This window comes from Pseudoalteromonas sp. 2CM39R (genome assembly GCF_023161845.1).
Window position 1 is genome coordinate 438,505 of record NZ_JALNTM010000003.1, and the last position, 23,042, is coordinate 461,546.

The 23,042-nt window shown below is 38.7% G+C and carries 22 protein-coding genes; 9 read left to right on the top strand and 13 right to left on the bottom strand.

All coding sequences use genetic code 11. The features are described from left to right. Positions 1-115: 115 nt before the first annotated feature. Both MTF66_RS09265 and MTF66_RS09270 read right to left on the bottom strand, forming a co-directional pair. On the bottom strand, positions 116-2,371 hold the full coding sequence (locus tag MTF66_RS09265; RefSeq protein ID WP_248527076.1) for an ATP-binding protein: 2,256 nt from the start codon (positions 2,369-2,371) through the stop codon (positions 116-118). A gap of 9 nt (positions 2,372-2,380) precedes the next feature. Then, positions 2,381-3,649 carry a PotD/PotF family extracellular solute-binding protein gene (locus tag MTF66_RS09270; protein WP_010389226.1) on the bottom strand — a complete coding sequence of 423 codons (1,269 nt, stop codon included), beginning with the start codon at positions 3,647-3,649 and terminating at the stop codon, positions 2,381-2,383. Between the two features lie 213 nt (positions 3,650-3,862). Between MTF66_RS09270 and MTF66_RS09275 the strand changes: the two genes are divergently transcribed. From MTF66_RS09275 to MTF66_RS09285, 3 genes are all read left to right on the top strand, one after another. Further along, on the top strand, positions 3,863-4,282 hold the full coding sequence (locus tag MTF66_RS09275; RefSeq protein WP_010389229.1) for a DUF3429 domain-containing protein: 420 nt from the start codon (positions 3,863-3,865) through the stop codon (positions 4,280-4,282). A 67-nt stretch (positions 4,283-4,349) separates the two neighbouring features. Continuing rightward, positions 4,350-4,742, top strand: a complete 393-nt coding sequence (locus MTF66_RS09280; protein WP_055011455.1) for a hypothetical protein — start codon at positions 4,350-4,352, stop codon at positions 4,740-4,742. 1 nt (position 4,743) lies between these two features. Next, positions 4,744-5,553, top strand: a complete 810-nt coding sequence (locus MTF66_RS09285; RefSeq protein WP_248527189.1) for a class I SAM-dependent methyltransferase — start codon at positions 4,744-4,746, stop codon at positions 5,551-5,553. Here MTF66_RS09285 and MTF66_RS09290 read toward each other — a convergent pair. Beyond that, on the bottom strand, positions 5,545-7,143 hold the full coding sequence (locus tag MTF66_RS09290) for a GMC family oxidoreductase (RefSeq protein WP_248527077.1): 1,599 nt from the start codon (positions 7,141-7,143) through the stop codon (positions 5,545-5,547). The genes MTF66_RS09285 and MTF66_RS09290 overlap by 9 nt on opposite strands. An 88-nt stretch (positions 7,144-7,231) precedes the next feature. Here MTF66_RS09290 and MTF66_RS09295 point away from each other — a divergent pair, with 88 nt between their 5' ends. The 5 genes from MTF66_RS09295 (at position 7,232) to MTF66_RS09315 (ending at position 14,757) form a co-directional block, all read left to right on the top strand. After that, entirely contained in the window at positions 7,232-8,233 is a 1,002-nt protein-coding gene (locus MTF66_RS09295; protein ID WP_109875168.1) for an AraC family transcriptional regulator, read from the top strand. 35 nt (positions 8,234-8,268) lie between these two features. Then, on the top strand, positions 8,269-9,267 hold the full coding sequence (locus MTF66_RS09300; RefSeq protein ID WP_248527078.1) for a Gfo/Idh/MocA family protein: 999 nt from the start codon (positions 8,269-8,271) through the stop codon (positions 9,265-9,267). A 174-nt stretch (positions 9,268-9,441) separates the two neighbouring features. Next, on the top strand, positions 9,442-10,308 hold the full coding sequence (locus tag MTF66_RS09305; RefSeq protein ID WP_008115672.1) for a DMT family transporter: 867 nt from the start codon (positions 9,442-9,444) through the stop codon (positions 10,306-10,308). 334 nt (positions 10,309-10,642) lie between these two features. Then, entirely contained in the window at positions 10,643-13,057 is a 2,415-nt protein-coding gene (locus MTF66_RS09310) for a TonB-dependent receptor (protein WP_248527079.1), read from the top strand. A gap of 110 nt (positions 13,058-13,167) precedes the next feature. Then, complete coding sequence (locus tag MTF66_RS09315; protein ID WP_248527080.1) at positions 13,168-14,757, top strand: sulfotransferase; 1,590 nt, start codon at positions 13,168-13,170, stop codon at positions 14,755-14,757. Positions 14,758-15,142: 385 nt separating this feature from the next. Here MTF66_RS09315 and MTF66_RS09320 read toward each other — a convergent pair whose 3' ends face one another. The 9 genes from MTF66_RS09320 to MTF66_RS09360 form a co-directional block, all read right to left on the bottom strand. Next, positions 15,143-15,508 (bottom strand): energy transducer TonB, encoded by a 366-nt coding sequence (locus MTF66_RS09320; RefSeq protein WP_248527081.1) that lies wholly within the window; start codon positions 15,506-15,508, stop codon positions 15,143-15,145. Between the two features lie 125 nt (positions 15,509-15,633). Beyond that, entirely contained in the window at positions 15,634-16,092 is a 459-nt protein-coding gene (locus tag MTF66_RS09325) for a hypothetical protein (protein ID WP_010389244.1), read from the bottom strand. Positions 16,093-16,391: 299 nt separating this feature from the next. Next, positions 16,392-16,568 carry a hypothetical protein gene (locus MTF66_RS09330; RefSeq protein ID WP_171048716.1) on the bottom strand — a complete coding sequence of 59 codons (177 nt, stop codon included), beginning with the start codon at positions 16,566-16,568 and terminating at the stop codon, positions 16,392-16,394. A gap of 102 nt (positions 16,569-16,670) precedes the next feature. Then, on the bottom strand, positions 16,671-17,192 hold the full coding sequence (locus MTF66_RS09335) for a hypothetical protein (protein WP_248527082.1): 522 nt from the start codon (positions 17,190-17,192) through the stop codon (positions 16,671-16,673). Positions 17,193-17,283: 91 nt separating this feature from the next. Next, a complete protein-coding gene (locus MTF66_RS09340) occupies positions 17,284-17,745 on the bottom strand; it encodes a hypothetical protein (protein ID WP_248527083.1) in 462 nt (153 codons plus the stop codon). Positions 17,746-17,839: 94 nt separating this feature from the next. Beyond that, complete coding sequence (locus MTF66_RS09345; protein WP_248527084.1) at positions 17,840-18,199, bottom strand: hypothetical protein; 360 nt, start codon at positions 18,197-18,199, stop codon at positions 17,840-17,842. A gap of 1,251 nt (positions 18,200-19,450) precedes the next feature. Further along, on the bottom strand, positions 19,451-19,822 hold the full coding sequence (locus tag MTF66_RS09350; RefSeq protein WP_248527085.1) for a hypothetical protein: 372 nt from the start codon (positions 19,820-19,822) through the stop codon (positions 19,451-19,453). A gap of 116 nt (positions 19,823-19,938) precedes the next feature. After that, on the bottom strand, positions 19,939-20,163 hold the full coding sequence (locus tag MTF66_RS09355) for a hypothetical protein (protein ID WP_248527086.1): 225 nt from the start codon (positions 20,161-20,163) through the stop codon (positions 19,939-19,941). A gap of 311 nt (positions 20,164-20,474) precedes the next feature. Then, positions 20,475-20,969: a GNAT family N-acetyltransferase gene (locus tag MTF66_RS09360; protein ID WP_096039026.1), complete on the bottom strand. Its 495-nt coding sequence runs from the start codon at positions 20,967-20,969 to the stop codon at positions 20,475-20,477. A 587-nt stretch (positions 20,970-21,556) separates the two neighbouring features. Between MTF66_RS09360 and MTF66_RS09365 the strand changes: the two genes are divergently transcribed. Beyond that, complete coding sequence (locus tag MTF66_RS09365) at positions 21,557-21,919, top strand: hypothetical protein (RefSeq protein WP_248527087.1); 363 nt, start codon at positions 21,557-21,559, stop codon at positions 21,917-21,919. Between the two features lie 166 nt (positions 21,920-22,085). On the opposite strand, the gene MTF66_RS09370 is transcribed toward MTF66_RS09365, so the two are convergent. Then, positions 22,086-22,940, bottom strand: coding sequence for a PA4780 family RIO1-like protein kinase (locus MTF66_RS09370; RefSeq protein ID WP_248527088.1), 855 nt, complete (start codon positions 22,938-22,940; stop codon positions 22,086-22,088). Positions 22,941-23,042 lie beyond the last annotated feature (102 nt).

Genomic DNA, 23,042 nt, shown 5'->3' on the forward strand with positions numbered 1-23,042 from the left:
ACTGAAAATATGTATTGCTAATTAAAGTTAAAAGCGCCTAAAGGCGCTTTTAATTTTTGGTGGTATTGCTAACCAATACCACCAAAAAATATAAAAGCACATAGGATATTTATTCTTACTCGCTATACTGGTCAATTATAACTTTTAAACTATTGAATTCTATAGGCTTGTTTATAGTGTTAGTTATACCCGCTGCCACGTACTCAGGCTCGTCTTTTTCAGTGATGTTTGCAGTAACGGCAATAATGGGCACATCGTGGTAATTGGCTAGTTCCCTAATATATTTAGTTGCCAAAAGCCCGCCCATTACCGGCATTTGAATATCCATCATAATTAAATCAAATTGTTGTTTAGTACATAGCTCAAGCGCTATTTCACCATTATCTGCCACGGTTATATGTTTAATACCCATTGCTTTTAAAAAGCTTTCTAGCACGATTTGATTTACCGGATTATCTTCGGCAATTAATACCTGCACATCTTTATTTTTAATAGTTACATCGGGTAATTGTGCTTGTTGTTTAACGTTTGTATTTGCAATGGGAATATTAAGCCTTAGCTGAAAATAAAATCTCGAACCCTTATCCAATTCACTTTCTACTTGTAAATTACTGCCCATTAAGTTTAATATTTTACTAGAAATAGTTAATCCAAGTCCTGTACCACCAAAACGACGTGTTGTTGAAGTGTCTGCTTGGGTAAAAGCATCAAATAACGTTTTTATACTGTGTTGTGAAATACCTATACCACTATCGATAACGCTAAATAGTAACACCACCTCATTGTTATTTTTCTCTTTTAGATCAACAGACAAGGTTACTGTTCCAAGCTCTGTAAACTTAAATGCATTCCCCAATAAGTTCATTAGCACTTGTTTTAAACGGGTTTCGTCGCCTTGTACCAAATCAACAGAATCTACTTTTTCTTTTACTATTTTAAACTCTATATTTTTATGGTCGGCTTGCGATTTAAAAATTTGTTCCAGCTCATACAATAAAGCACTTAATTTAAACTCTCTGTTTTCTAGTAGCATTTTATCGGCATCGAGCTTACTTAAATCGAGAATGTCATTAAGAATAACCAATAAACTCTTACCTGAAGAGCTAATAACCTCAATCATGCGCTTTTGTTTAGCATCGAGTTCGGTATTACTCACTAGCTGTACCATGCCTAAAATACCGTTCATGGGAGTGCGTATTTCATGGCTCATATTAGCTAAAAATTCAGATTTGATTCGGGATGTTTCCTCTGCCGCTTTTTTTGCTTCAACTAGGCGCTCGTTTAGCACTCTAAATTTATTTGCTGCTTGGGCTAAAAATCCTATTTCATCTTCACGGTTAATATCAGCTATGTTTGCTGAGAAATCACCATTTAAAAATGATCTAAAACTAACGGTGAGTCTGTTAATCGCTTTAATAATATGAAAGTGAAAAAATAAAGCAAAAAGAATAAACAAGGTAACAGACAAAAATAACGACACTTGAATAACAGTTTGCGCGGCATTAATGCTCTCTTGACTGGTTTGCGAAATATCACTAAGCAACAACAATGCATCTTCTTGCAATTTTTTGGCAAGTGCTGAAAATTCAACCGAATCACCGGCAATAACAATATTACTTAAGGTTAAATAGTTTCTATTAGCTTGAATGGCCTGAGCAAATAAAGACTCGAATTTAGTTGTTAAACTATTTAGTTGCTCGACCTTGTTGTGGCCAATCATTTTGTTTGTAGCGCCACTGTTGGTTAATTGTTTAATTAATTGTAGCCGCTGTTTTACTTGACTACGTTTGGCGTAATCGCGTTGAGTTAAAAACAGGATTGAATTGCGATACAGATGATGCCAATGATCCTTTAGCTGAAACAATAATAAATCCTTGCCCAGCTTGGCCGTTTCTCGATCCCTGCTTGCTAAGGTAGTTAATGCTAATTCGTAGGTATTTGGTAACTGTTGCTCAATAATTTTAGACTTTTCATCATATCGTTTTTTAAGACTATCGATACTTTTGCCATAATTTAAAACCAATGATTGCATGGCGTTTAATGAGTTTTTAATCTTGTGTTGCTGAATTCGCTGTTGTGCTTCAATTAACCGCGCTTGAATACTTTGCTGAGTGCTTTTTATTTTATCAAAAATAACCTCGCTACCCGACACACCATAAACCGAAATATCTCGTTGAATCTGTAAAATATCTTTGTTAATTTCAAATACAACAACTGACAGCCCATTAATATTCAATACATTTTTACTGGCTTGCTCTATTTTGTCGGTTCGCTCATTAATAAAAACGTAAACTATTATTTGTATTAAAATAAAAATAGCCAACGAAGATAATACTTTAATAGATAAAGAACCAATTAACTGTTTCAGCATTCAATTCCCTTATGCGTTTAGTAGTTCAAACCATTTATCTAAACTGTAATCGTAGTTATCCATCACTGTATTCCACACCGCAATATTAGAAAAGCGCTTTTCATAGCTGCCGCCATCGCGAATTTGCCCTGGCATAATTATATTTTTGCCATCGGTACCCGCTAGTGGTTGAGTCGCTTCTTTGCCATCGTACCAATAATCCCATTCGGGGGTGGTAATTATTTCTTTACTACGTTCTGGATTAGAAATGTAATAACCTTGCTTTGAAATAAATGCACCAGGCCAGCCCGATAACCACCAGTTCATATATTCATAAGCGGCGTCTTTTACGTGCCCTACCGTATTAGCAGAGAGACACATTACCCCATGCCATGCTCGATACCCTTCTTTAGGAGATGCATTAACAACGGGTAAACCTTGGGCTCTACATGCAGTCACCCCCGGTGAAAATATGCTTTGAATATGCACGCGCTTTTTAAGCATAAACTCAACAGATTGTGGCACCGATGTCCAAAACCCAGAAAAATGCCCTGCTTGCTTTTTATTAATTAAAATTGCAAACAGTTTGTCTATTTCTGCAACACTCATATTGGCAATATTATTAAATGTCATCAGCCCTTGAGCCTGGGCTGCCAATGCGGCATCGAAAATACCTATGGTGGGGGCATTCACCAAACCTACATGACCTTTGTTACTCTCTTCAAGCAACCAGCCCCATGACTCAGTCTCGTAAGCCACACCCTTAGGTATAAAATTAGTGTTATAGCCAAATGAATCTACATTGTGAACATAAGGCATAAAACTTATTTTATCAGTTGCTTGGCTTCCAAGTGAGCCATCTTGTTGAACATATAAAATTTTGTTGGGCGCATCACCTGCGCCCAATTTTGCTGTGGGAACTAACTTACCGGTTTTGGTTAGTGGGTTTATTTCCTGCCAATATTTTAGTCTTTCTACTTCAATTGGTTGAATAGCATTGGCTTGCCACAATATATTAATTGAGTCAGACCATTGTTCATATAAATCAAATGAAGAGGGATCAGCTGCTGCTTTTTGTAAAACGGCCGCACTCCCCATAGGGGTAAATTCAATATTAATACCGAGCTCTTGCATGGCGCGGACTCTAAGCTCTTCTTGTAAAGTTACATGCGTTCCCATGACTCTAAGCGTAACCGGTTTTTTTGCAAACACATACGGCGCTTTAAATGCGACAGCAGAGGTCGCAGCACCGACCGCTAGCGTACTTAAAAATTTACGTCGAGTGACATTGTTAGCCATACTAATCATCCATTTAGTGATTCCCACAATCAGTATAGGTAATAATCGAATAATCACTAACTTAGCGCTTCAAAAAACACTATTTTAATTAAAATGAGTGATCGTCATAAATAACATGGTCGTTTAAGCATTGTGTAAATTGTTTGAGATAACTCTATCTATCCTTGTTACACTAGCAGTGTTGAAATACCTACTCGATTAAGGCGCTTACCCATGGAAAAATTTGTTAATCACATTCAACTAGGCTATTTAGGCTTACTGCCGTTTTTAGGCTGTGTGGGTTGGCCACTTATGTTTGGCAGTAACAGTGTCAATTTAGAGTTTTTTAGTTTTTACAGCATCGCTATTTTAGCTTTTATGGCGGGTAATTTATGGCATGCAGGGCAACAAAGTTTTGCCGATGCCATTAAAGCAGTGCTGCCGGTCATTCCTATTCCGTTTTTATCATTTTTGCCGATTGAGTGGATGCTTGCGTGGTTAGGCGCGAGCTTTTGGTTGGTACTAATTTTCGAAAAAGCGTCGATTCATTGGCAGGGTTACCACAAAGATTACCAAAAAATGCGCTTTGTGCTCACATCTGTGGTGTTTGTGTGTCATATTCTTATTATTGGTATGAGTATTTACCCTAAATAGTCTGCCATTACTTAACCATTGGTCTGTAATAGGGTAACATCCGCGCACTGTATTGAGAGGACACCCCATGATAGACCAATTGCGCCAACAGCTTACTGACCTTGGTGAGAATTTTGTAGAAAAAAACGCCGCTTTTAAAATTAAAGTGATCCCTTTTTTTTGTGCTATAAGCATAAAAAAAGATCATAAAAGTGAAGGTCGTCTTTCTTTTTATTCAAATCAACTCATTGAAATACTAATGGTTGTGTTGTTTGTATTGTTTGGTTTATCTATATTTGATCCTGACGCAGGATTTACCCATGGTCCTATCCACATTGTTTTTGCTATTTTGATTACCTTTAACCTAATTTTAAAACAGGTTGCTATTGAGGGTTTAAAAACACGTTTAGCTATGTACAGGTTGCATCAAGCACCTCAGCAAAATGATGAGACCGAAAACCCAAACACATCTTCACGCTAATATGTATTTAAATCCAAACTGGAACATACTTACGGTAGGTGATGGCGATTTATCGTTTTCAAATGCGCTTTATCGTCATATTAAGCCAAAAAAGTTAGTGGCATCCACTTACGACGACCAATCAACTATTGAGCAAAAGTACCCAGACAATGCGCTCAATGCTTTAAAGTCGCAAAAGGTAGAAGTACTTAATAGCTTTGATGTAACCAACCCACAATGTTGGCAAACGCTCGGCCAGCATTTACATAGTTTTGATGTGGTTATTTTTCAATTTCCGCTTATTCCTGCATTTGTTGGTCGCGATGCATTTGAACACAATACACGCCATACCAGCATGAACGTACTTAACCGCGCATTACTGCATCAATTTATAAAATACGCCAATGAGTTTGCTTTAAATACACAAGGTGCAGGGCTATGTTTCATCACTTCAAAAGATGTTAAACCTTATCGAGAATGGAATATTGAAGGCAGTTTAAATACCCATTTAAACGCACAATATCAGGGGCAAATGCCATTTGATATTAGTCACTTTAATGGTTATAAAATTCGTAATGTTGACCGTGATAAGCACGTTAAAGACACCAGCGGCATTACCTATGTATTTAGTGAAAAACCCTTACCTGAACTAGCTAGCTTGTTAACTTTGCCTGCTTACTTATCCGATAATTATTGCTCGCTATGTCGTGTAGGGCCGTTTTTAGCTGACGAAGATAAAAGCAAGCATTTTGCTGCTAAAAAACACCTGCAAATGATCAAACTAGAGCAAGACTGGCAGCAATGGTTAACAGCGTTTTATAAGTCAAGCTAGCTTAATTAAGTCAGCTGCTTTTTCGGCAATGGCTATCACACAGGCATTGGTGTTGCCGGTAATTATATGCGGCATAATTGAGGCATCAACCACTCGCAAATTTTTCACGCCATGTACTTGTAGTTGGCTATTCACTACCGCCATGGCATCTTGCCCCATTTTACAAGTGCCTACAGGGTGATATTCAGTCTCGGCCGTTTGCCTAATATACTCAATAAGCTGCTCATTATTGTTAATATCTAGCGGGTAAACCATATTACCTCTAATTACATCAAATGCTTCACTTTGCATAATCTGCAGTGTTTTTTTAAGCCCCGCTACCATCACGTTTAAATCATCGGGGTGGCTTAAATAATTAGGATCAATAAGTGGAGCACTCAAGGGGTTGGCATCGGCTAATCGAATCGTGCCACGGCTTTTAGGGTGCATAATACTACAGTGAATACTATAACCATGGCCTAGGTGCAGTTTACGGCTATGGTCATCCACCAGCCCAATTACAAATTCAAGCTGTACGTCGGGTACTTTTGAATCGGAAAATAGCTTTATAAAGGCATGTGATTCTGCAAAATTACTAGTAAGCTGCCCTTCACGTTTGGCAAACCAATCAACGCATCCTTTCGCAATATTAAACGCCCCACCCGCACTTATACCAAATGTGCCTTTACTGTATTTAGCTTTATACAATGGCACAACGGTTAAGTGGTCATGAAGGTTCTCTCCAACACCAGAAAGCTCGTTTACTATTTCAATATTATGCTGCTTTAGTTGCTCTTTAGGGCCAACTCCCGATAGCATTAAAATTTGCGGTGAGTTAATTGCGCCAGCGCTTAAAACCACCTCTTTTTTTGCATGCAATACAACGGCCTTATTGTTTATAGAAACAGAGACTCCGGTTGCGGTTTTATCGCAAAAAAGCACTTTATTAACGTGTACTTTGCTAAGCACAGTTAGGTTTTTTCGATTTAAATGGGGGGTTATATACGCTTTTGCCGCGCTACAACGCTCCCCTTGATATTGAGTCACTTGCGATAACCTGGCTCCCACTTGCTGCCCTGCGTTTATATCGGCATTGTGCGGTACACCTTGTTGTTCGCAGGCGTTTAAAAACAGCTGATTTACTGGGCTTGGCTGGCTTAAATCCTGCACATGCAAAGGACCATAAACCCCGTGTAGATCACTTTCAGTAAAGGTTTTATTATTTTCAGCTTTAATAAAATAAGGCAATAAACTCTCATAGTCCCAGCCCTCATTGCCCAGTGCAGCCCAACTATTATAATCGTGCTTATTACCTCGAATATAAACCATGGCATTAATGGAACTTGAACCGCCAAGCACTTTGCCACGAGGCATAAATCCGCAGCGGTTATTAAGCTCTTTTTGAGGTACCGTGTTGTAATGCCAGCTATTAATGCCATAAGGCACACTAGCAGCAACCCCTGCAGGCATTTGAACCATTGCGCCTTTATCACTGCCGCCCGCTTCAATTAAGCACACACTCACATTTTTATTTTCAGATAATCGCGATGCAATAACGCAGCCTGCACTGCCTGCGCCAACAACAATGTAATCAAATGTAGTGATATGCATACTTATTCTCCAATTAAAAAACCAGTTTGCATGGAACATCGAATAAAAACTTGTTATTTTTAGACATCCTCACGCAAAAGTATATTTTATGAGCCGCTTAATTAGAGCCACCTCTTTACAAGGAATAGACCATTTAATTGCAGAACTTGGGGGAGATTTCGCTGCCATAATGCAGCAGTGCGCCATTAATGTGGACTTTAATAAACTAGAGCAAGAGACCCTTACTTACCGCGCGTATGCACAGCTATTAGAGCATTGCGCGAAAACACTAAATTGTACAAATTTTGGTTTAAGACTAGCAAGCCTGCAAAGCTTTGATATTTTAGGCCATATTGCAATAGCCGCTCAAACAGGCACTAACTTAGCTGAGGGGTTAGATTGGGTGATAAAATATTTACACTTGCATACGCCAGCGCTTAATTTAACCACTCTCCCACTTGATGATAATGAGCACGTGTTTTTATCATTCGCTATAAATCTCAGGCCATTACCGGCAATAAACCAGGTAATAGAGCTCACCATTGCATTGGCCATAGCTACCTTAAAAAATATGAGTAATGGCCGCTGTAAGCCACAAAGTGTATTTTTACCTCATACCCTAGGCGCAAATAAGCAGACCTACCACCAGCATTTTGGGTGTAAGGTTATTACTCACAGAAATAGCGCCGGTGTATTAATTGCCAAACAAGACTTAGATTTAACACTTAACATAACTAAGCAACATAAAACCCAAGCAGCACTTAACTTTTTAGCTGAAAATAATGCTTATGGCCAATCTTTACCCGATCAGGTAAGCGCGCTTATTCGCATTATGCTGCCGATATTTCAAAGCGCTAATAATACTATTGCCGCTGCGCTTAATATTCACCCTCGCACCTTGCACCGAGAACTTAAAAAGCACGATACCAGTTTTGTAAAGCTCAAAGACGCTACTCGCCGCGCCTTATGTGAGCACTATTTATTACAAAACCAATTGTCGGTGACTCAAATTTCAGAGCTTTTAGGTTATCAGGAGCAAGCTACGTTATGTACTAGCATTAAACGTTGGTTTAATTGCTCTGCCCGCGCATTTAGAGCCAAACATTGTTAAACTGCGCCCTTGTTTAAAAACAGCAAAGGCTATTCATGAATTTTGTAATTGTAGGTACTAATTTTATTAGCGACACGTTATTGGCAGCGGCTAATACTCTCAGCAATTTTAATTTATACGGTATTTGCTCTCGCCAAATAAGCAGCGGCGAGCGCTTTTTAGCTAATCATCCAACAAATACCGATGCTAAAATTTTTACCTCTATTGATGCTGTGTGCCAAGATGAACAAGTAAACGCAGTTTATATAGCGGCGCCAAATAGCCTGCACAGTGCATATGCAATACAGTGTTTAAAAGCGGGCAAACACGTATTAGGCGAAAAGCCCTCAGCGGCTAATAGCAAGCAACTTGCGGCTATTTTAACTGCGGCAAAGCAGCATCAGCGCCTTTACATGGAAGCGATGATGACAACGCACTTACCTAATTTTTCGCACTTACAAGCTGCCCTAAAAAAAATAGGCACACCACGTAAGTTTATTGGTCAATTTAGTCAGTATTCATCACGTTACGACAAGTATAAAAATGGTGAGCGCCCTAATACCTTTTTACCTGAATTTGCTAATGGTGCCTTACTAGATTTGGGTATTTACCCACTTTATCTCGTTATTGCATTATGGGGAGCACCACGCTCTGTTCACGCCAGCGGCGTATTACTTGAAAGTGGTGTAGATGGTGCAGGCGATGTGCTTTTAAATTATCCCGACAGACAAGCGGTGATCAGCTATTCGAAAATTTCACAAGGCGAAAATATCACTGAAATTCAGGGGGAATTAGGTCGAATTAGAATTGAAGCCGTGTCGCAGCTTAAAAAAATAGAGTTTATTGCTAACAATGGTCATAAAGAGCTTATTAGCACGGAATTTGACGAGCACTTTATGAAGTACGAACTCGAGAACTTTATCAATACCATCGAGCAAAATCAGGGGGAGTCTAGCGTTAATACTCATCAGCTTTCTGTCGATGTAATGCAAGTACTTGATACCGCACGCGCACAACTTGGTGTTGTTTACCCAGCAGATTTATCCTCTGAATAAAACAAAAACTATCGGCTAAGCGATAAGCGTATTTTATCGCTTGGCCTTTGAGCACACTTTACTAAACACTGCTATTTTGAATTAAGCTTAAAAAGATCACAAAATTTGACTTACCTCTGAGATCAAAAGCAGGTAACATGCCGCCAAAATTCATCGCAATCTTTAAGGACATCCATGCAAAAATCAACCAAAGATCTATTACTGGCTATTTTATGCATATTGCTAGCAATGATGACGATTCAGTCAGGCGCGTCACTGGCTAAACAGCTTTTTCCTATTGTTGGGCCTGAGGGCACAACAGCCTTACGTTTAGGGTTTTCGGCCGCTATTTTATGTTTGATTTTTAAACCATGGAAACACTTCCCTGTTGCAAGCCAACGCTTACCCATATTAATTTATGGATTAAGTTTAGGCGGCATGAATATTCTATTTTATTACGCGATAGAACGTATCCCATTAGGTATTGGGGTTGCGCTTGAATTTACAGGCCCATTAGCTGTCGCGTTGTTTTCTTCTCGCAGAAAACGTGACTTATTTTGGGTTGCCTGTGCAGTGGCCGGTATATTATTACTTTTACCTGATATGAAAGGTCAAGACAGCCTTGATCCAGTCGGTGTAGTGCTCGCACTTGCGGCGGGTGCCTGTTGGGCTGGCTATATTTTATTTGGTAAGAAAACAGGCAGCCAAAGCTCTGGTGGCGCAACGGTTGCGATGGGCATGACCATTTCAGCCATCGTGCTGGTGCCTTATGGCGGCATTTCACAAAGTGCTGCATTTACTTGGGATATTATTCCATTAGGCATTGCTATCGCCGTGCTTTCAAGCGCCCTGCCTTATACTCTTGAAATGATTACTTTACGTAATATGTCGCCACAAGGTTTTAGTATTGTAATGAGCCTAGAACCTGCAATTGCAGCACTCGCTGGCTTAGTTATTTTAGGTGAACTGCTAAGCATTTGGCAGTGGCTGGCTATTTTACTGGTGATTATTGCCTCGGTAGGTAGTTCAATGTCTAATGGTAAAAAGCAGCCTGCTGCTTAGAGTTTAATAATTTAATTGCGTCATGAACTATCATGGCGCAACTTCTCATCTCCTATTTTACAACTCCCTCTTAGTATAATTAAGCCTACGTTTTATCTCTCCTTTCACACCATTCATTGTTGCACTTAAAACAATATATACCATCTCCTGTGTGTGCATTATTTATACAAACACCTTGTTATATTTAAACTTTAAATTTAAGCAAAAAACCACAGCTTAATTTTTATTCTAAAAAAGTGAATTAAAATTCATATTTTTATTTCCATCAACAAAACTCCCTGATATTATTAGCGCTCATTTATTAACTTACTAAATCTAACTGGGATCAATTTTTATGTTCAAACCAAGCCTGTTAACCTTGGCTGTATCAAGCGCACTGAGCGGTGTATTATTTAGCGGTAATGCAACAGCACAAGAGCAAATTATTGAAAAAAATAAATCGCTTGAAGTTATTGAGGTTACAGCAACACGCCGAAGTGGTTCTATTCAGGCTGCGCCTCTTAACATTACTGCGCTTGATGCCGATGTAATGAAAGACCAAAATATCAGCGAATTAGCCGATGTAGCGCGTTGGGTGCCAGGTTTAACAATTACTGATCAAGGTGGTCGCTCTGGCTCACCTATTATAGTTCGTGGATTAAATACAAATTCATCAGGCCCTTCATCAGATGGCGGCACGGTAGCCACTTACATTAACGAAATTCCAGTATCGGTAGATATGCGCCTTGTTGATGTAGAACGAGTAGAAGTACTTATTGGACCACAAGGCACATTGTATGGCGCAGGCACACTAGGCGGTGCTATTCGTTACATGCTTAAAGAGCCAGAGCTTGATTTCATATCAGGTGAAGTATTTGGTGATGTTTTTCAAACTCAAGAAAGTGATTCGGTCGGTGGCGAAACTGGCTTTATCTTCAATTTACCATTAATTGAAGACAAACTGGCGGTACGTACCAGCTTGAATATTTATGAAGACCCAGGGTTTATTGACTACGCCTACACAGTTCGTGAACCGGGTGTGTCGATCACCGACCCTGATTGGACAAACCTTGATGCAGTAAACAGCAATCTTAAAAATGTAAAAGACGCCAACGGTGAAACCACCACAACTGGGCGTATTTCATTGCGTTACAAAGCAAATGAGTCATTTGAAGGCACATTAAACTACTTCTATCAAAAGCAAGACACCGAAGGTCGCTCAATTGTTCATCACAATAGCCTAAACGAAAATAATGGTTTAAGTGATCGCATCGGCAAATACGAGTCAGCGTACCGTTTTGAAGAGCCACGGGAAAAAGAAGATCAATTACTCAGCCTTGAACTTAAAGCCGACTTAGGTTTTGCTGAGCTGGTATCAGCTACCGGTATTTCACACTTTGAAGCCGATGGTCAACGCGACCAAACTGACCTTTTAATTCGTTTAGACTATGGCTACGAAGAGTTTCCTTCGTTTTCAGCATTTACCCGTGAATTAGACGAAGTCGATACCTTTACTCAAGAGCTACGTTTGGTTTCACAAAGCGATAGCGACCTAAGCTGGATTGTTGGTGGTTTTTACAACAAAACCGATACGGACGCATCAAGCAGAGAGTTTACGCCAGGCTTTGATCAGTTCGCAGTTGATAATTTTGGTGGCGCACAGCTAAGACCAGACTCTTTAGAGTATTTAGAAATTACTGGCAGCAAAGTCACTGAGTCTGCACTTTTTGGTGAAGTGGGTTACCAAGTAACCGATAAACTCGACATTACTATTGGCGCGCGCTTTTACGAATACGACGTAGAATCAAAAGCGGCTTTTGATTTCCCATTAGCAAATACCTTGTATGAAGGTGCTGCACCTGATGCAATTTCAGTTAACTTTGAAGAGAACGAAGCCGGTGACAACGGTAATCTGTTCAAATTTAATGCTAAATACCAATTTACAGATTCAGTAATGGCGTATGCAACTATAAGTGAAGGATTTAGAATTGGTGGCTCAAATGGCTTAGTGCCTTGCCCAACACCTCTACCTGAGGACCAACAAACAGGCTGTGGTACACCTGATGAAATGCTATACGATGCCGATACAACCACCAACTATGAGCTAGGCTTTAAAAGTACCTGGATGAGAAGCCAGCTACACTTTAATGCCGCACTATTCAATGTAGATTGGGATAACGCACAAATTGCCGGTGCAACAACAGTAGGCCAATTACCTTACTTATCAAATGCTGGTAGCGCAAATGCGAAAGGGATTGAAATTGCCACGCGTGCAATTTTATCAGACTCGTTTACTGCCTATGCAACTTATGCCTATACAAAAGCAGAACTAACCTCAGACGCTCCGTATTTATTTAATGCCGATGGCACTAATGGCGCGAAAGATGGCGACCGTTTACCGGGCTCACCTGAGCATCAGTTCTCTATGGGTATTAACTACCAAACAGACGTTTTAAATGATAAAACCCTTGATATTAACTATGGTTTAACCGCACAAAGTGATGTAATTTCAAAAGTAGGCCTACGTGACAACGGTGAAGCACTCCCAGGTTATAGCTTAAGTAATATTTCAGCTAAATTAACCGCCGATGCGTGGTCGACTACTTTATATGTAGATAACCTATTTAATAAATATGCGGTTACTTCTGTTCGTCGTTCAGATGCGGATATTACAACAGCCAATGGCGCAGACATACAACGTAACTATGGTTACTTTATTAATCGCCCGCTTACTGTTGGCATTAAATTTAACTATCAGTTTGAAATATAATTAAGCGACAAGTTTGAAATGTAATTAAACGATAAGTTTAAGTACAATCAAGAGGCTCAAATTAATTTTGAGCCTTTTTATTTGTAAGTACATTATTTATAAGAGTATTCATGCTGCCAAACTTAAAGCAACTACACCAAAGCGCTATCAACAACTTAAACCAAGGCAATATTCAGCAAGCGCATAAAGCACTGGTTGAGCTGGTAACACAAAAACCAGACTTTGCTGATGGCTACTTTTTGCTCGCTATGGTTAATTTACAGGTTGGCCAAATTTACAAAGCGATAAAGCTAATTGAAAAAGCATTAAGCTTTACCCAGTCTATTGAATATACAGCGCAACTTGCCAAGTGTTACGCTCTTACGGGCGACTTACAAAAAGCAAAAAACACCGCCCTCAGCGTTAAGATTGAACATATTAGTAAAGCACTTGATGCCGATACATTAGGCGTCGCGCTCACCCAAGCGGGTTTACATCAGCATGCTGCTGACTACTTTACATGCGCGTTAAATTTAGCTGAGGCGAGTAACAGCAGCCAACCGCAGTTTTATTATAACTATGGAGTATGCGCTAAGTTTTTAGGCCAGTTTGATAAAGCACAGCACGCGTTTGAAAATGCCATTGCACTGAACCCGCTTCATCATCAAAGTCATTTTGCCTTAGCCGATTTAACTAAAGTCACCGAACATAATAACCACATCACGCGATTAAAAAATGTATTCGAACAAGTCAATCATCCCGACGCTAAACTGCATATAGGTCATGCGCTCGCTAAAGAATATCAAGACTTAGGAGAGTTTTCAGCAGCCTTTACCGCGTTACAACAAGGTAAAGCAGCAAAACTCGCTAATAAGGCGTTTGATAACCAAGCGTCTGAGGCTTTATTCGCGCATATCAAACAGCTCGGTGATAAATACAAAAACCAACAAACAGCTGGCAACCAAAGCAGTGAGCCAATTTTTGTGTTAGGTATGCCGCGCTCTGGCACCACATTAGTTGAACGCATTTTATCAAGCCACAGCGACGTACAATCGGCGGGCGAGCTGCAAGACTTTGGCCTAAGTGTAAAAAAACTTAGCCAAACGCACACGCCTCAAGTACTCGATATAGACACCTTAAGCCAAACTTACCAGCTTGATTTTGCAAAACTTGGCAGTACTTACCTTGAAGCAACCCGTGTTGTAACCGGCAGCCATAAACACTTTATTGATAAACTACCGTTTAACTTTTTTTATATTGATTTAATTACCAAAGCCCTGCCAAACGCCAAAATAATTTGCCTACTTCGCGACCCCATGGACACCTGTATTGGTAACTATCGTCAGCTATTTACGATTAATAACCCCTACTACGCGTACTCCTTAGACTTACTCGACACCGCTAAATTTTACAGCCGCTTTTATAAACTGATGCAGCACTTCAGCAAACTGCACAGCAATATTAAACTAGTAAAATACGAAGAGCTCATTGCCGCACCAGAGCAAAAAATAAAAGAGTTAGTGAGCTATTGCGACTTGGACTGGCAACCACAGTGCCTTGATTTTCACTTAAACACCGCACCGGTATCAACCGCCAGTAAAATGCAAGTACGCCAACCGCTTAACAACAAGGCCATAGGCCGCTGGAAAAAGTTTCAGCCCTATACAGATGAAGCGCAGACTCATTTAGTTAATGAAGGAGTTATAGGTTTAATTAAATAACAACAATTGTTACGTGGACGGGTAGTTCATTGTGATTAATTTTAAAGTTACCGGATGGATATAAGTTTTTAAGCTGAATGTATTTGGGGGTTTTTCTCTGTTAACTTACCCTCTTCCACTTAAGGAAAAACCCAACGCTACCATAAAAAACTAACAAAAAGTAATACACCAATTACAACAGCAGCTATAAATAAGTATTTACCAAGCTTAGCATTGAGTTTAAGAGATTCTTGATGTTTAGCCTTAAGCATAAGTAATTGTGTTTCGTTTAAATCGGAACAATGCGTACATTTATCCAAAAACTCAGAATAATACAGTTCACACCTATCACATCGTTTTTGTTTAGGTTGCTTAGATCTCCATGATATGCTCATATCTAGAGACATTATAACCTCCACTCAAGAGTACCAGCGTACTCAACCTTAACCAGCCTACCATTTAATAACGCAGGCTTAAATCGCCATAGTTTTAAAGCCCGTAAACCTTCCTTTTCAAATACACCTTTTGGGGCAGATTCAATTACTTCAACTATTTCTAACGCTCCAACTTCATTCACTATTGCTTTGAATTTTAAGTAGCCCTCTACGCTATTTTTAGCTGCATCTTCAGGATATTTTGGTTCAATCTTCACAACCCATTTAGCAGGTGAATCTGTTTGCGCATTGATATACACAATACTTGAATTTGCCGCTTCATTAGTACTATTACAACCAACCAGTAAAAGGACTAAAAATATAGTTATGTACTTCAAAGACTACCCCTAAAAATATAGCTAAATAAAATGTACAACTAGTGGCTAAGTTTACTAAGGTGTGCAGCATCACGAAACAAGACCAACTATTATGCATTCAATAATTTATGGCCTTGTTATATGTACTATTGCATTAACAAATCAGATAAAAACTTTATACTATTTATTTCAACTTTACCGTCAGATGACTGCAAACCTAATTGAATATGAGCTAATCCTGTATCAAAGGTTACAGGTACCTGATAAACAGCATATGTCACACTTGAGCTACCAACTGGAGATAACGTTTTCCAATTTTGCAACTCTGCTTTACCGACTGATTGAAATACACCTAATTTAGCAACCTTTTTTACGTACAACTCCCATTGCTCTGAAGTTGCACTAGTGTAACCTTGCTCAGACATTAGCTCTTTAAAAGGAGTTACTTCCCACGTTGTTAACTTAGGGATTGCCTTTACAATAAAAGGCTCAAAGACGGCCTCTTTATCAACAGTATTTATGGATGCAACAACTCCAATACCAATGAAAAATATAACAACACTTAAAATTCCAAAACCTAGATATTTGAAGAATTTCTTCACCATAACTCCTTGTACATACAACCGCTTTATCAGTTAACACTTTCCACATTCCAGCGTGAAAATGCCATTATTTTATTAACATATATTAATAACAAATAGTGTAAGTTATTACCAGCTATAAATTTTATGCTTAATGTAGGTTATTTCGCTATGTAAAAAAGGGAGGGTTTCTTTTGATTCTTACTAAGTTAAAAACGACTCACCTGAATGATCGTTCATCGCTCTTTGCCGAAGTATGCCTGTGTGCTATGAGAGGACATTGAGCACCATAGTCACTTGTTAGCAGTTTATGCTACCAGCCTCTAGGCTGACATTTTTAATAAAAACAAACCTAACCCTCCAAATAATGTTAGAAAAACCACCAACATGATTATTAACGTTTTAGATTCACCTAGAGATTGCATTAACCCCATTTCAGTAGGTAATAATTGATCAAGTAAACTTGGCTCTTTAATTTTATTATTTTGCTCTTTATCCATGATACAAACTCCATATAAGACTAATACTGCTAACGCCTCAAGCAGCGGCGCGCGTTAGCGCGTCCAGCCCGAAGGGCGATGCTGCCTTGATTTGTTAGGTGATTACGCACGAGACACCCATTCTGAGACAATAGACTTTGCAAGCGTGAATTCTGGCAATTTTGTATTAGTGGCTATAATTCTCTCCGCCTCGGGTAATTCAGTATTTTTCAGTTTGCACCTATTGAAGTAGCTTTTAAGCTTTTGTTGATGTCGCTTGATAGGCCTATCAACTCCAGCTAAAACCCAATACACGATATTAACCAATGCAACTTCGTGCTTGTTTTCAAGCCTTAAAATATTCGCCATATCTTCATGGACGCTAGCGTCAAGCGCTAGAACTTGGTTAGCCGTAAAGCCTGATCGGTTAGCGTGCTGCATATAGAATGATTTTTGTTCTTGATAAAACCCCCAAGCCTTATCATATTGCATCTCTTTAACCGCAGCCTTAGCCTTATGACCGGCCTCAGCTGCTTTGCCAAGAAAATCATTTCTTTGAAAATCGGCCATTACCTCCTGAGCATAATTTTCAAACTCTAAGTCAGGCTTTGGTTTTTTCCTTTTGAATATGCTGAACAATCCCATTCGATCACCTAACGCCGCAAATAAACGGCTAAAAATAGTGGGCTATAATTTGTGAGGTACGAACAAAGCCCACTGTTTTTTGTCCGCACTTTTAATTTACTTTGTTATACTGCGATTTACACAATACATTTTGATTAGCGCCACTACCATACAACTTTAACCTTTCTGTACCACCTGTTTTTTCAAAAAACTCTTGTAACGTAATTTCCTTTTGCTCGTAGCTCATTAGCTGCCAGAAACCGTAAAAACCTTGGAACCAAAAATAATAGAACACAGCTCCGACAGCTAACAGTAAATATACAGATTTACCTACTTTTTGTTTGTACTTTATGCCGCAATAAAAAAACCAAATACAGCTAAATATTGCCACAATAAAAAATGCAGAGAAAGGAGTTATTACAGTATAGGAGTTACTCCAAATAGAGCTTAAACAAGTGAAATTTCTGCCTGACACTATTGAGAAGGTCAAAGTAATTTTAAAAAAGAAATACAACAACACGGTAATGAACACCGCATATAAGATACCACTTCCCTTGCTTTCTTTTTTATTCAACGCTTGACCTTACAAAGCAATATAACATCCCAAGCAACGCAAAATACGAACGTTTTGGCGCAGCCAGTGAGTGGTTTTCCGATGACTTGGTTTGTTAGTTTTCAATTTTGTCAGCAATTCTACCATTAATAAATAGTATTCCATTTTTTACAAGTACATCTCCATTCCAGATAGAATCATAGTATGTATCATCAAGATACAAGTCCTTCTCATACTTCCCAACGATCTTTAAAATATGTATCTTCTCGGAAGTCCCGAACTTTATCGTATGGGTTAAGGGCGAGGGAGAGCTTTTACCAATAGTTTCTATAGGAATTAATTTTTCACTATATGGTTCAATGATTGTTACATCTAAACCTGGGTGTATTACGTGATACTCAAACGAATCATCAACCTTTTTTCCTTCATCAGCACCAGTAACTCCGTAAATACTTGCACATCCAGATACAAACATGATTAAGCTAATACAAAATAGTCTCAAAATTGACCCCATAAATTTCCTTGAAAACTAACTTTTAAATAAGGGCGCAGGCGCGTAGGGCATAATGGCGCAGCCGCCCTGCGTGTTTGCGTCCCAGCCCGCGCAGCGGGCGTGCTTAATTTTTTTGTTATGTTGCGTGTTAAAAAAGAGCATACCAGATAAAACAATAAAAGATGAAAACGCCGATAGCTTTGAAGAATTCCAATCTATTAATTTTGTCACTTTTGGTAGACGTATAACCAAAGTGAACAAATACCATGGCCATCACTAATGGCAAAAGATAAAAGAACATTCCAGTCAGGTATATCTTTTGGGATGGGGCCCTAGCTTGAATAAGAATAGACAGTACATAAGAGAAGAAGAAAAGTTGAACCGCTAGGTACTTTGAAAAACTGCCTAAGGCCAGCGCAAGTTTATTTTGCATAGAAAATGTCCTTTTCCTTCAAGCCACATAACTTTTAAATAAGGGGCGCATACACGTGGGCTATAATGCGAAGCAGCCCATGTGTATGCGTCCCAGCGAACGCAGTGAGTGACTTAATTTTTTTGTTATGTGCCACGCTTATTTGATACACCATGATTCTAACTGCTTCTTATTTCTTATAATTTTAGGGTGCATTGTGCACAGTAATTCCACTTCTGGTACGGTGTAATTCGTTTTTGAGGCTAAATAGGTTGTAGGAAGAAACTTGCAATTGTGTTTTTCTAAACCAGTTTCCAGAGTTTTAAAAACTCTCGGTGCCTTACAAAAGCGACGGTTAATCCACTTAAAAAGTGAAACACACATCAACACGGCCACGCCAGCAACAAATGCAACGATGACAGAGTTGTTACTAAGCGTATTTATAAACTCCATTTTATCCATTACCTTTAAAATAGATTAATAATCAATTCCTTGCTTTCCACCCTGACACTTTGGGCATTTACGTTGGAAAATATCTGTGCCGTTCGCACCATAAATATTACCGCAACCCGGTGACAAACATTCCATCTTGTATGAGACGGAATTATGATCCGAGCCTTTTAAGCCACGAGTACCATGATTTTTTTGATTATTCGAATTGATGTAACCAATTTGTGTTGTTTTAGCTGTTCCACTAACCCACATTTTTCAAATTCCTCTCTGGCACATAACGCCTTAATAAACGGCGAAAAATAGCAGGCTAAACTAAGCGAAGCATGAGCGCAAGCCTGCTGTTTTGCGTCCACTGTTTAATTAACTTGTTAGTTTTCGTTATACCAATTTTCCCAAATTTTAGGAGCGGGGTATTTAAATTTATATGCTTGAATATCGTCTTTACTTGCGTACTTTAAATAAACGCCAAAATAATCGATTAGATACTCTTCACCTGTTCCCATTCGCCAAAATATATTGCTAGGTTCATATTCAGGGAATTTTTCCCAAGGAGGTAAAGGAGGATTCGCTTTGAGTTCACTTTCAAACCTTTGCTGAAGCATGGCTTCCCAATCCTTTTTGTGCTTTAGATAGGCTTCCCAATCTTCAGCCGAAACTCCTTCAGGTGCTCCTATTTCATTTGAAGCCATAGTTGTCCCTGCAATCATAAACAAACTTAAAAATATAAAACGAATCATCATAAGAAAACTAACGCTTACATAAGCGGAAAAATATAGTTGGCTATAATGTTTGAGGAACGAAAAACAGCCAACTGTAATTTTTCCGTTTGATGTTCTTGTTAGCCAGAATTAACGCACTAATCAACTGATTGTACTTGGAATAACCTCATACAATTTCTACCAATTTTTTCTTTACCGCTGCAACTAAATTGTGCAACATCAAATTTAACCAAAACATTAGGATTATTACATTCAGGGTTAGTGCAATTGACGGAAGCGTTTTCAGCAGGACTGTTAAAGTAGGATGTTTCTAGTCTCTCACAATAATTATATTCAGTAACTTCGATTTTCTTATTAGGCATTATTAATCCTTTCTTTGCTTTATGGCTAACAATTTAATAGTGCGCTCATCGCGCATATTTCTTCCGACGCTACGCTCATTTTTCTACATTATATAGTTTTAACAAATTACCTAAGGTATTACTATCGCAAAGTTTTCTAAAGTTTTTAGGTAAAGTTAAATGAACCAATATGCGCGCAGCGCTCATTTTCATGAATATATGCGCAAAGAGCAGTTTAACCAATCAATTAACGACGATATTTAGCCAATCTCAATGGCTGGTTTTCGCTCTTTACCAAATTTTACTTAAGCGCAGAAGACGTTGTAATCTTGCTAGTTATTTGTGATAACAAACTCGTGGTAGCCTTCTGTTTCAGGGGGGTCAACTTTATCAACACGCACAACGTTTAATTTAGCAAACAAACTATTCCAAAATTTCAACGCTGAACTATCGTTTAAATGAACTGCTACATGCCACTGATTTGTTTCAACAGGCATCAAATTTTGAATAACGAATTTAGCAATGCCTTGTTTTCGATATTTGGGTAGAATAAAAATATCAGCCAACTCAGGTATTTCTTTGCCAACGATCTCAGTTGGTTCTACGGTAGCAAAACCAGCAATTTGGTTAGAAACGAGTACAAGATAAATAATGCAGTCTTCCTCACCACGAACTACACACTCTAAATATTCTTCATCAATATCATAGCAACCATCTAAACCAACATCTTCTAAGTCAAATATACTCTGATGATATTGGTAAAACTGCCATAGCATTTTTATTGCAGCGATATCGGTTGATTCAGCTTTTCGTATTGTAGTGTCCATTTTATACCTATTTCCTTATGTGTGGTCCGACATTAGCTTTTACTAAAGAGGTGAAGATTCGCTAATAGTTATCTTTAAAAAACATCATGTTATTAAACGATAACGACTCGAAAATAACAACAAAATAAATTTTAAGAATGAATTGAAAAAACCGCCAACAAGCTGATAGTCAAGCGAGCAAAACTTCACGTCACACAGAAAAACTCTGACTAACAGCTTCTCGCTCTTTGTCTAACTTCGCAAAAGTGTCAACTTTAGTTATTCAGGACTCTCTCGTTTATGCTTAAAAAGTTGTCGAAAATACGACAAGGTGGGCTTTGTACGATATCACAATAACGTGGTCAAAAAGGTTAGCAGGCAAACACAAGGGAATGGACGAAGTGCATATTTTATTCAGGCGCTTAAATATAGAAATACCATTGTTAATTTAATAAGATAGGCTACAAATTTAAAACCTTAGTTTCTGTTTGCTTAAATTATTGAGTCGACCTTAACTCTTACCTCTGCGATCGAAGATGATATTTAAATTTACCAAAAACTGGCTCTCTCCAAATTTTGTTATGGTTGTTTTGTTCTCAATAATATCCATGATCTCTACCTATTATTTACATGACTCTGAGTCTGTAAAGATAAAGGCTGCTTTGTTTGTTTCTCCTTTTTTCTATTTAACAGGGCTCTATTACTTTTTGCATTTATTAACAACACCCAATAAAATTACTTTAGGCAACAACAGTATCGAAATTGATGGTAAGGTTTATTCGTTAGGCATAAATACTAAGTGTAGTGTTTTATTTAATAAAGCATCACAGGCTGAATTCGAAATAACCATAAATAATAAAAAGATTGTCACAACGTCTTTTTTTTATAAATGTGATTTTAATGAGGAAGAATTTATCAGCTATTACATTGATAATGAATATGTGTTTGCAGACTCAATGGCATTTAATTAATGTTTAGTATCAAGCTGCTTTTAGTTAAATGCACACCTGTCGGTTCCCGTTGATAGTAATGACAGAACTAACTTAGATTTTGCAGTGACCAGCTAAACCCATCCTTATGGCTCATACCTACATGCTAAGTTTTGATCTAATAATCAAAACTCAGCACGTATAAAGATTATTGCTCATCGGCGTCGCGAATGCGTTCTTTACGTTCTTGCTCTTCATCAAAGGCGGCTTGAATTTCGTCAAGTACTGAATCTACATCTGCAACTTCGCTGTCGTCTTCAAATTCGCCACTGAGTTTTGAGTGCGGGGTTAAGTTAGCATCTGCAAACAATGCCCACATTTCTTTGGCGTATTGCGTGTGTAATAACGCAGGTGCAAATTGGCCATAATAGCGGCGTATGTTATTTACATCGCGGGCAAACATCGCCTCGGCACTATTATTAGCAGAGGCGTTAACCGCTTGGGGTAAATCAATAATTACTGGGCCGTTACTATCTACAAGTACGTTAAACTCCGATAAGTCACCGTGAATAATCCCAGCGCATAGCATTAGTTTAATGTAGTGCATCATTAATGTATGTTGCTCAATGGCTTGTTGCTCGGTTAAATCAACTGCACCAAGCTGAGGTGCAACATCGCCTTCATCATCGCTTACTAGCTCCATTAACAAAACACCGTCAATGCAGCCGTAAGTTTGCGGTACGCGAACACCTGCTGAAGATAAACGCGACAGCGCGTCAACCTCGGCATTTTGCCAAATTTCTTCTTCTAATTGACGGCCATAGCTTGAACGCTTACCCATAGCACGGGCTTGGCGGCCACCACGTACTTTTCGCCCTTCTTGGTACTGTGCAGCTTTTTTAAAACTGCGCTTACTGGCATCTTTGTATACTTTAGCGCAGCGAATGTCATCGCCACAGGCGACTACAAATACATCGGCCTCTTTACCGCTCATTAACCGGCTGATCACTTCATCAATAAAACCATCATCAACTAATGGCTGCAAGCGTTTAGGTATTTTCAAACGACACCTACTAAAAATACAGGGCTGGCTTTTTGTTTTGCTATGTGGTTCAAACGAGGCATACCTTTGGGGATTGAAGAAAGTTATAAATTATTAGTAAAC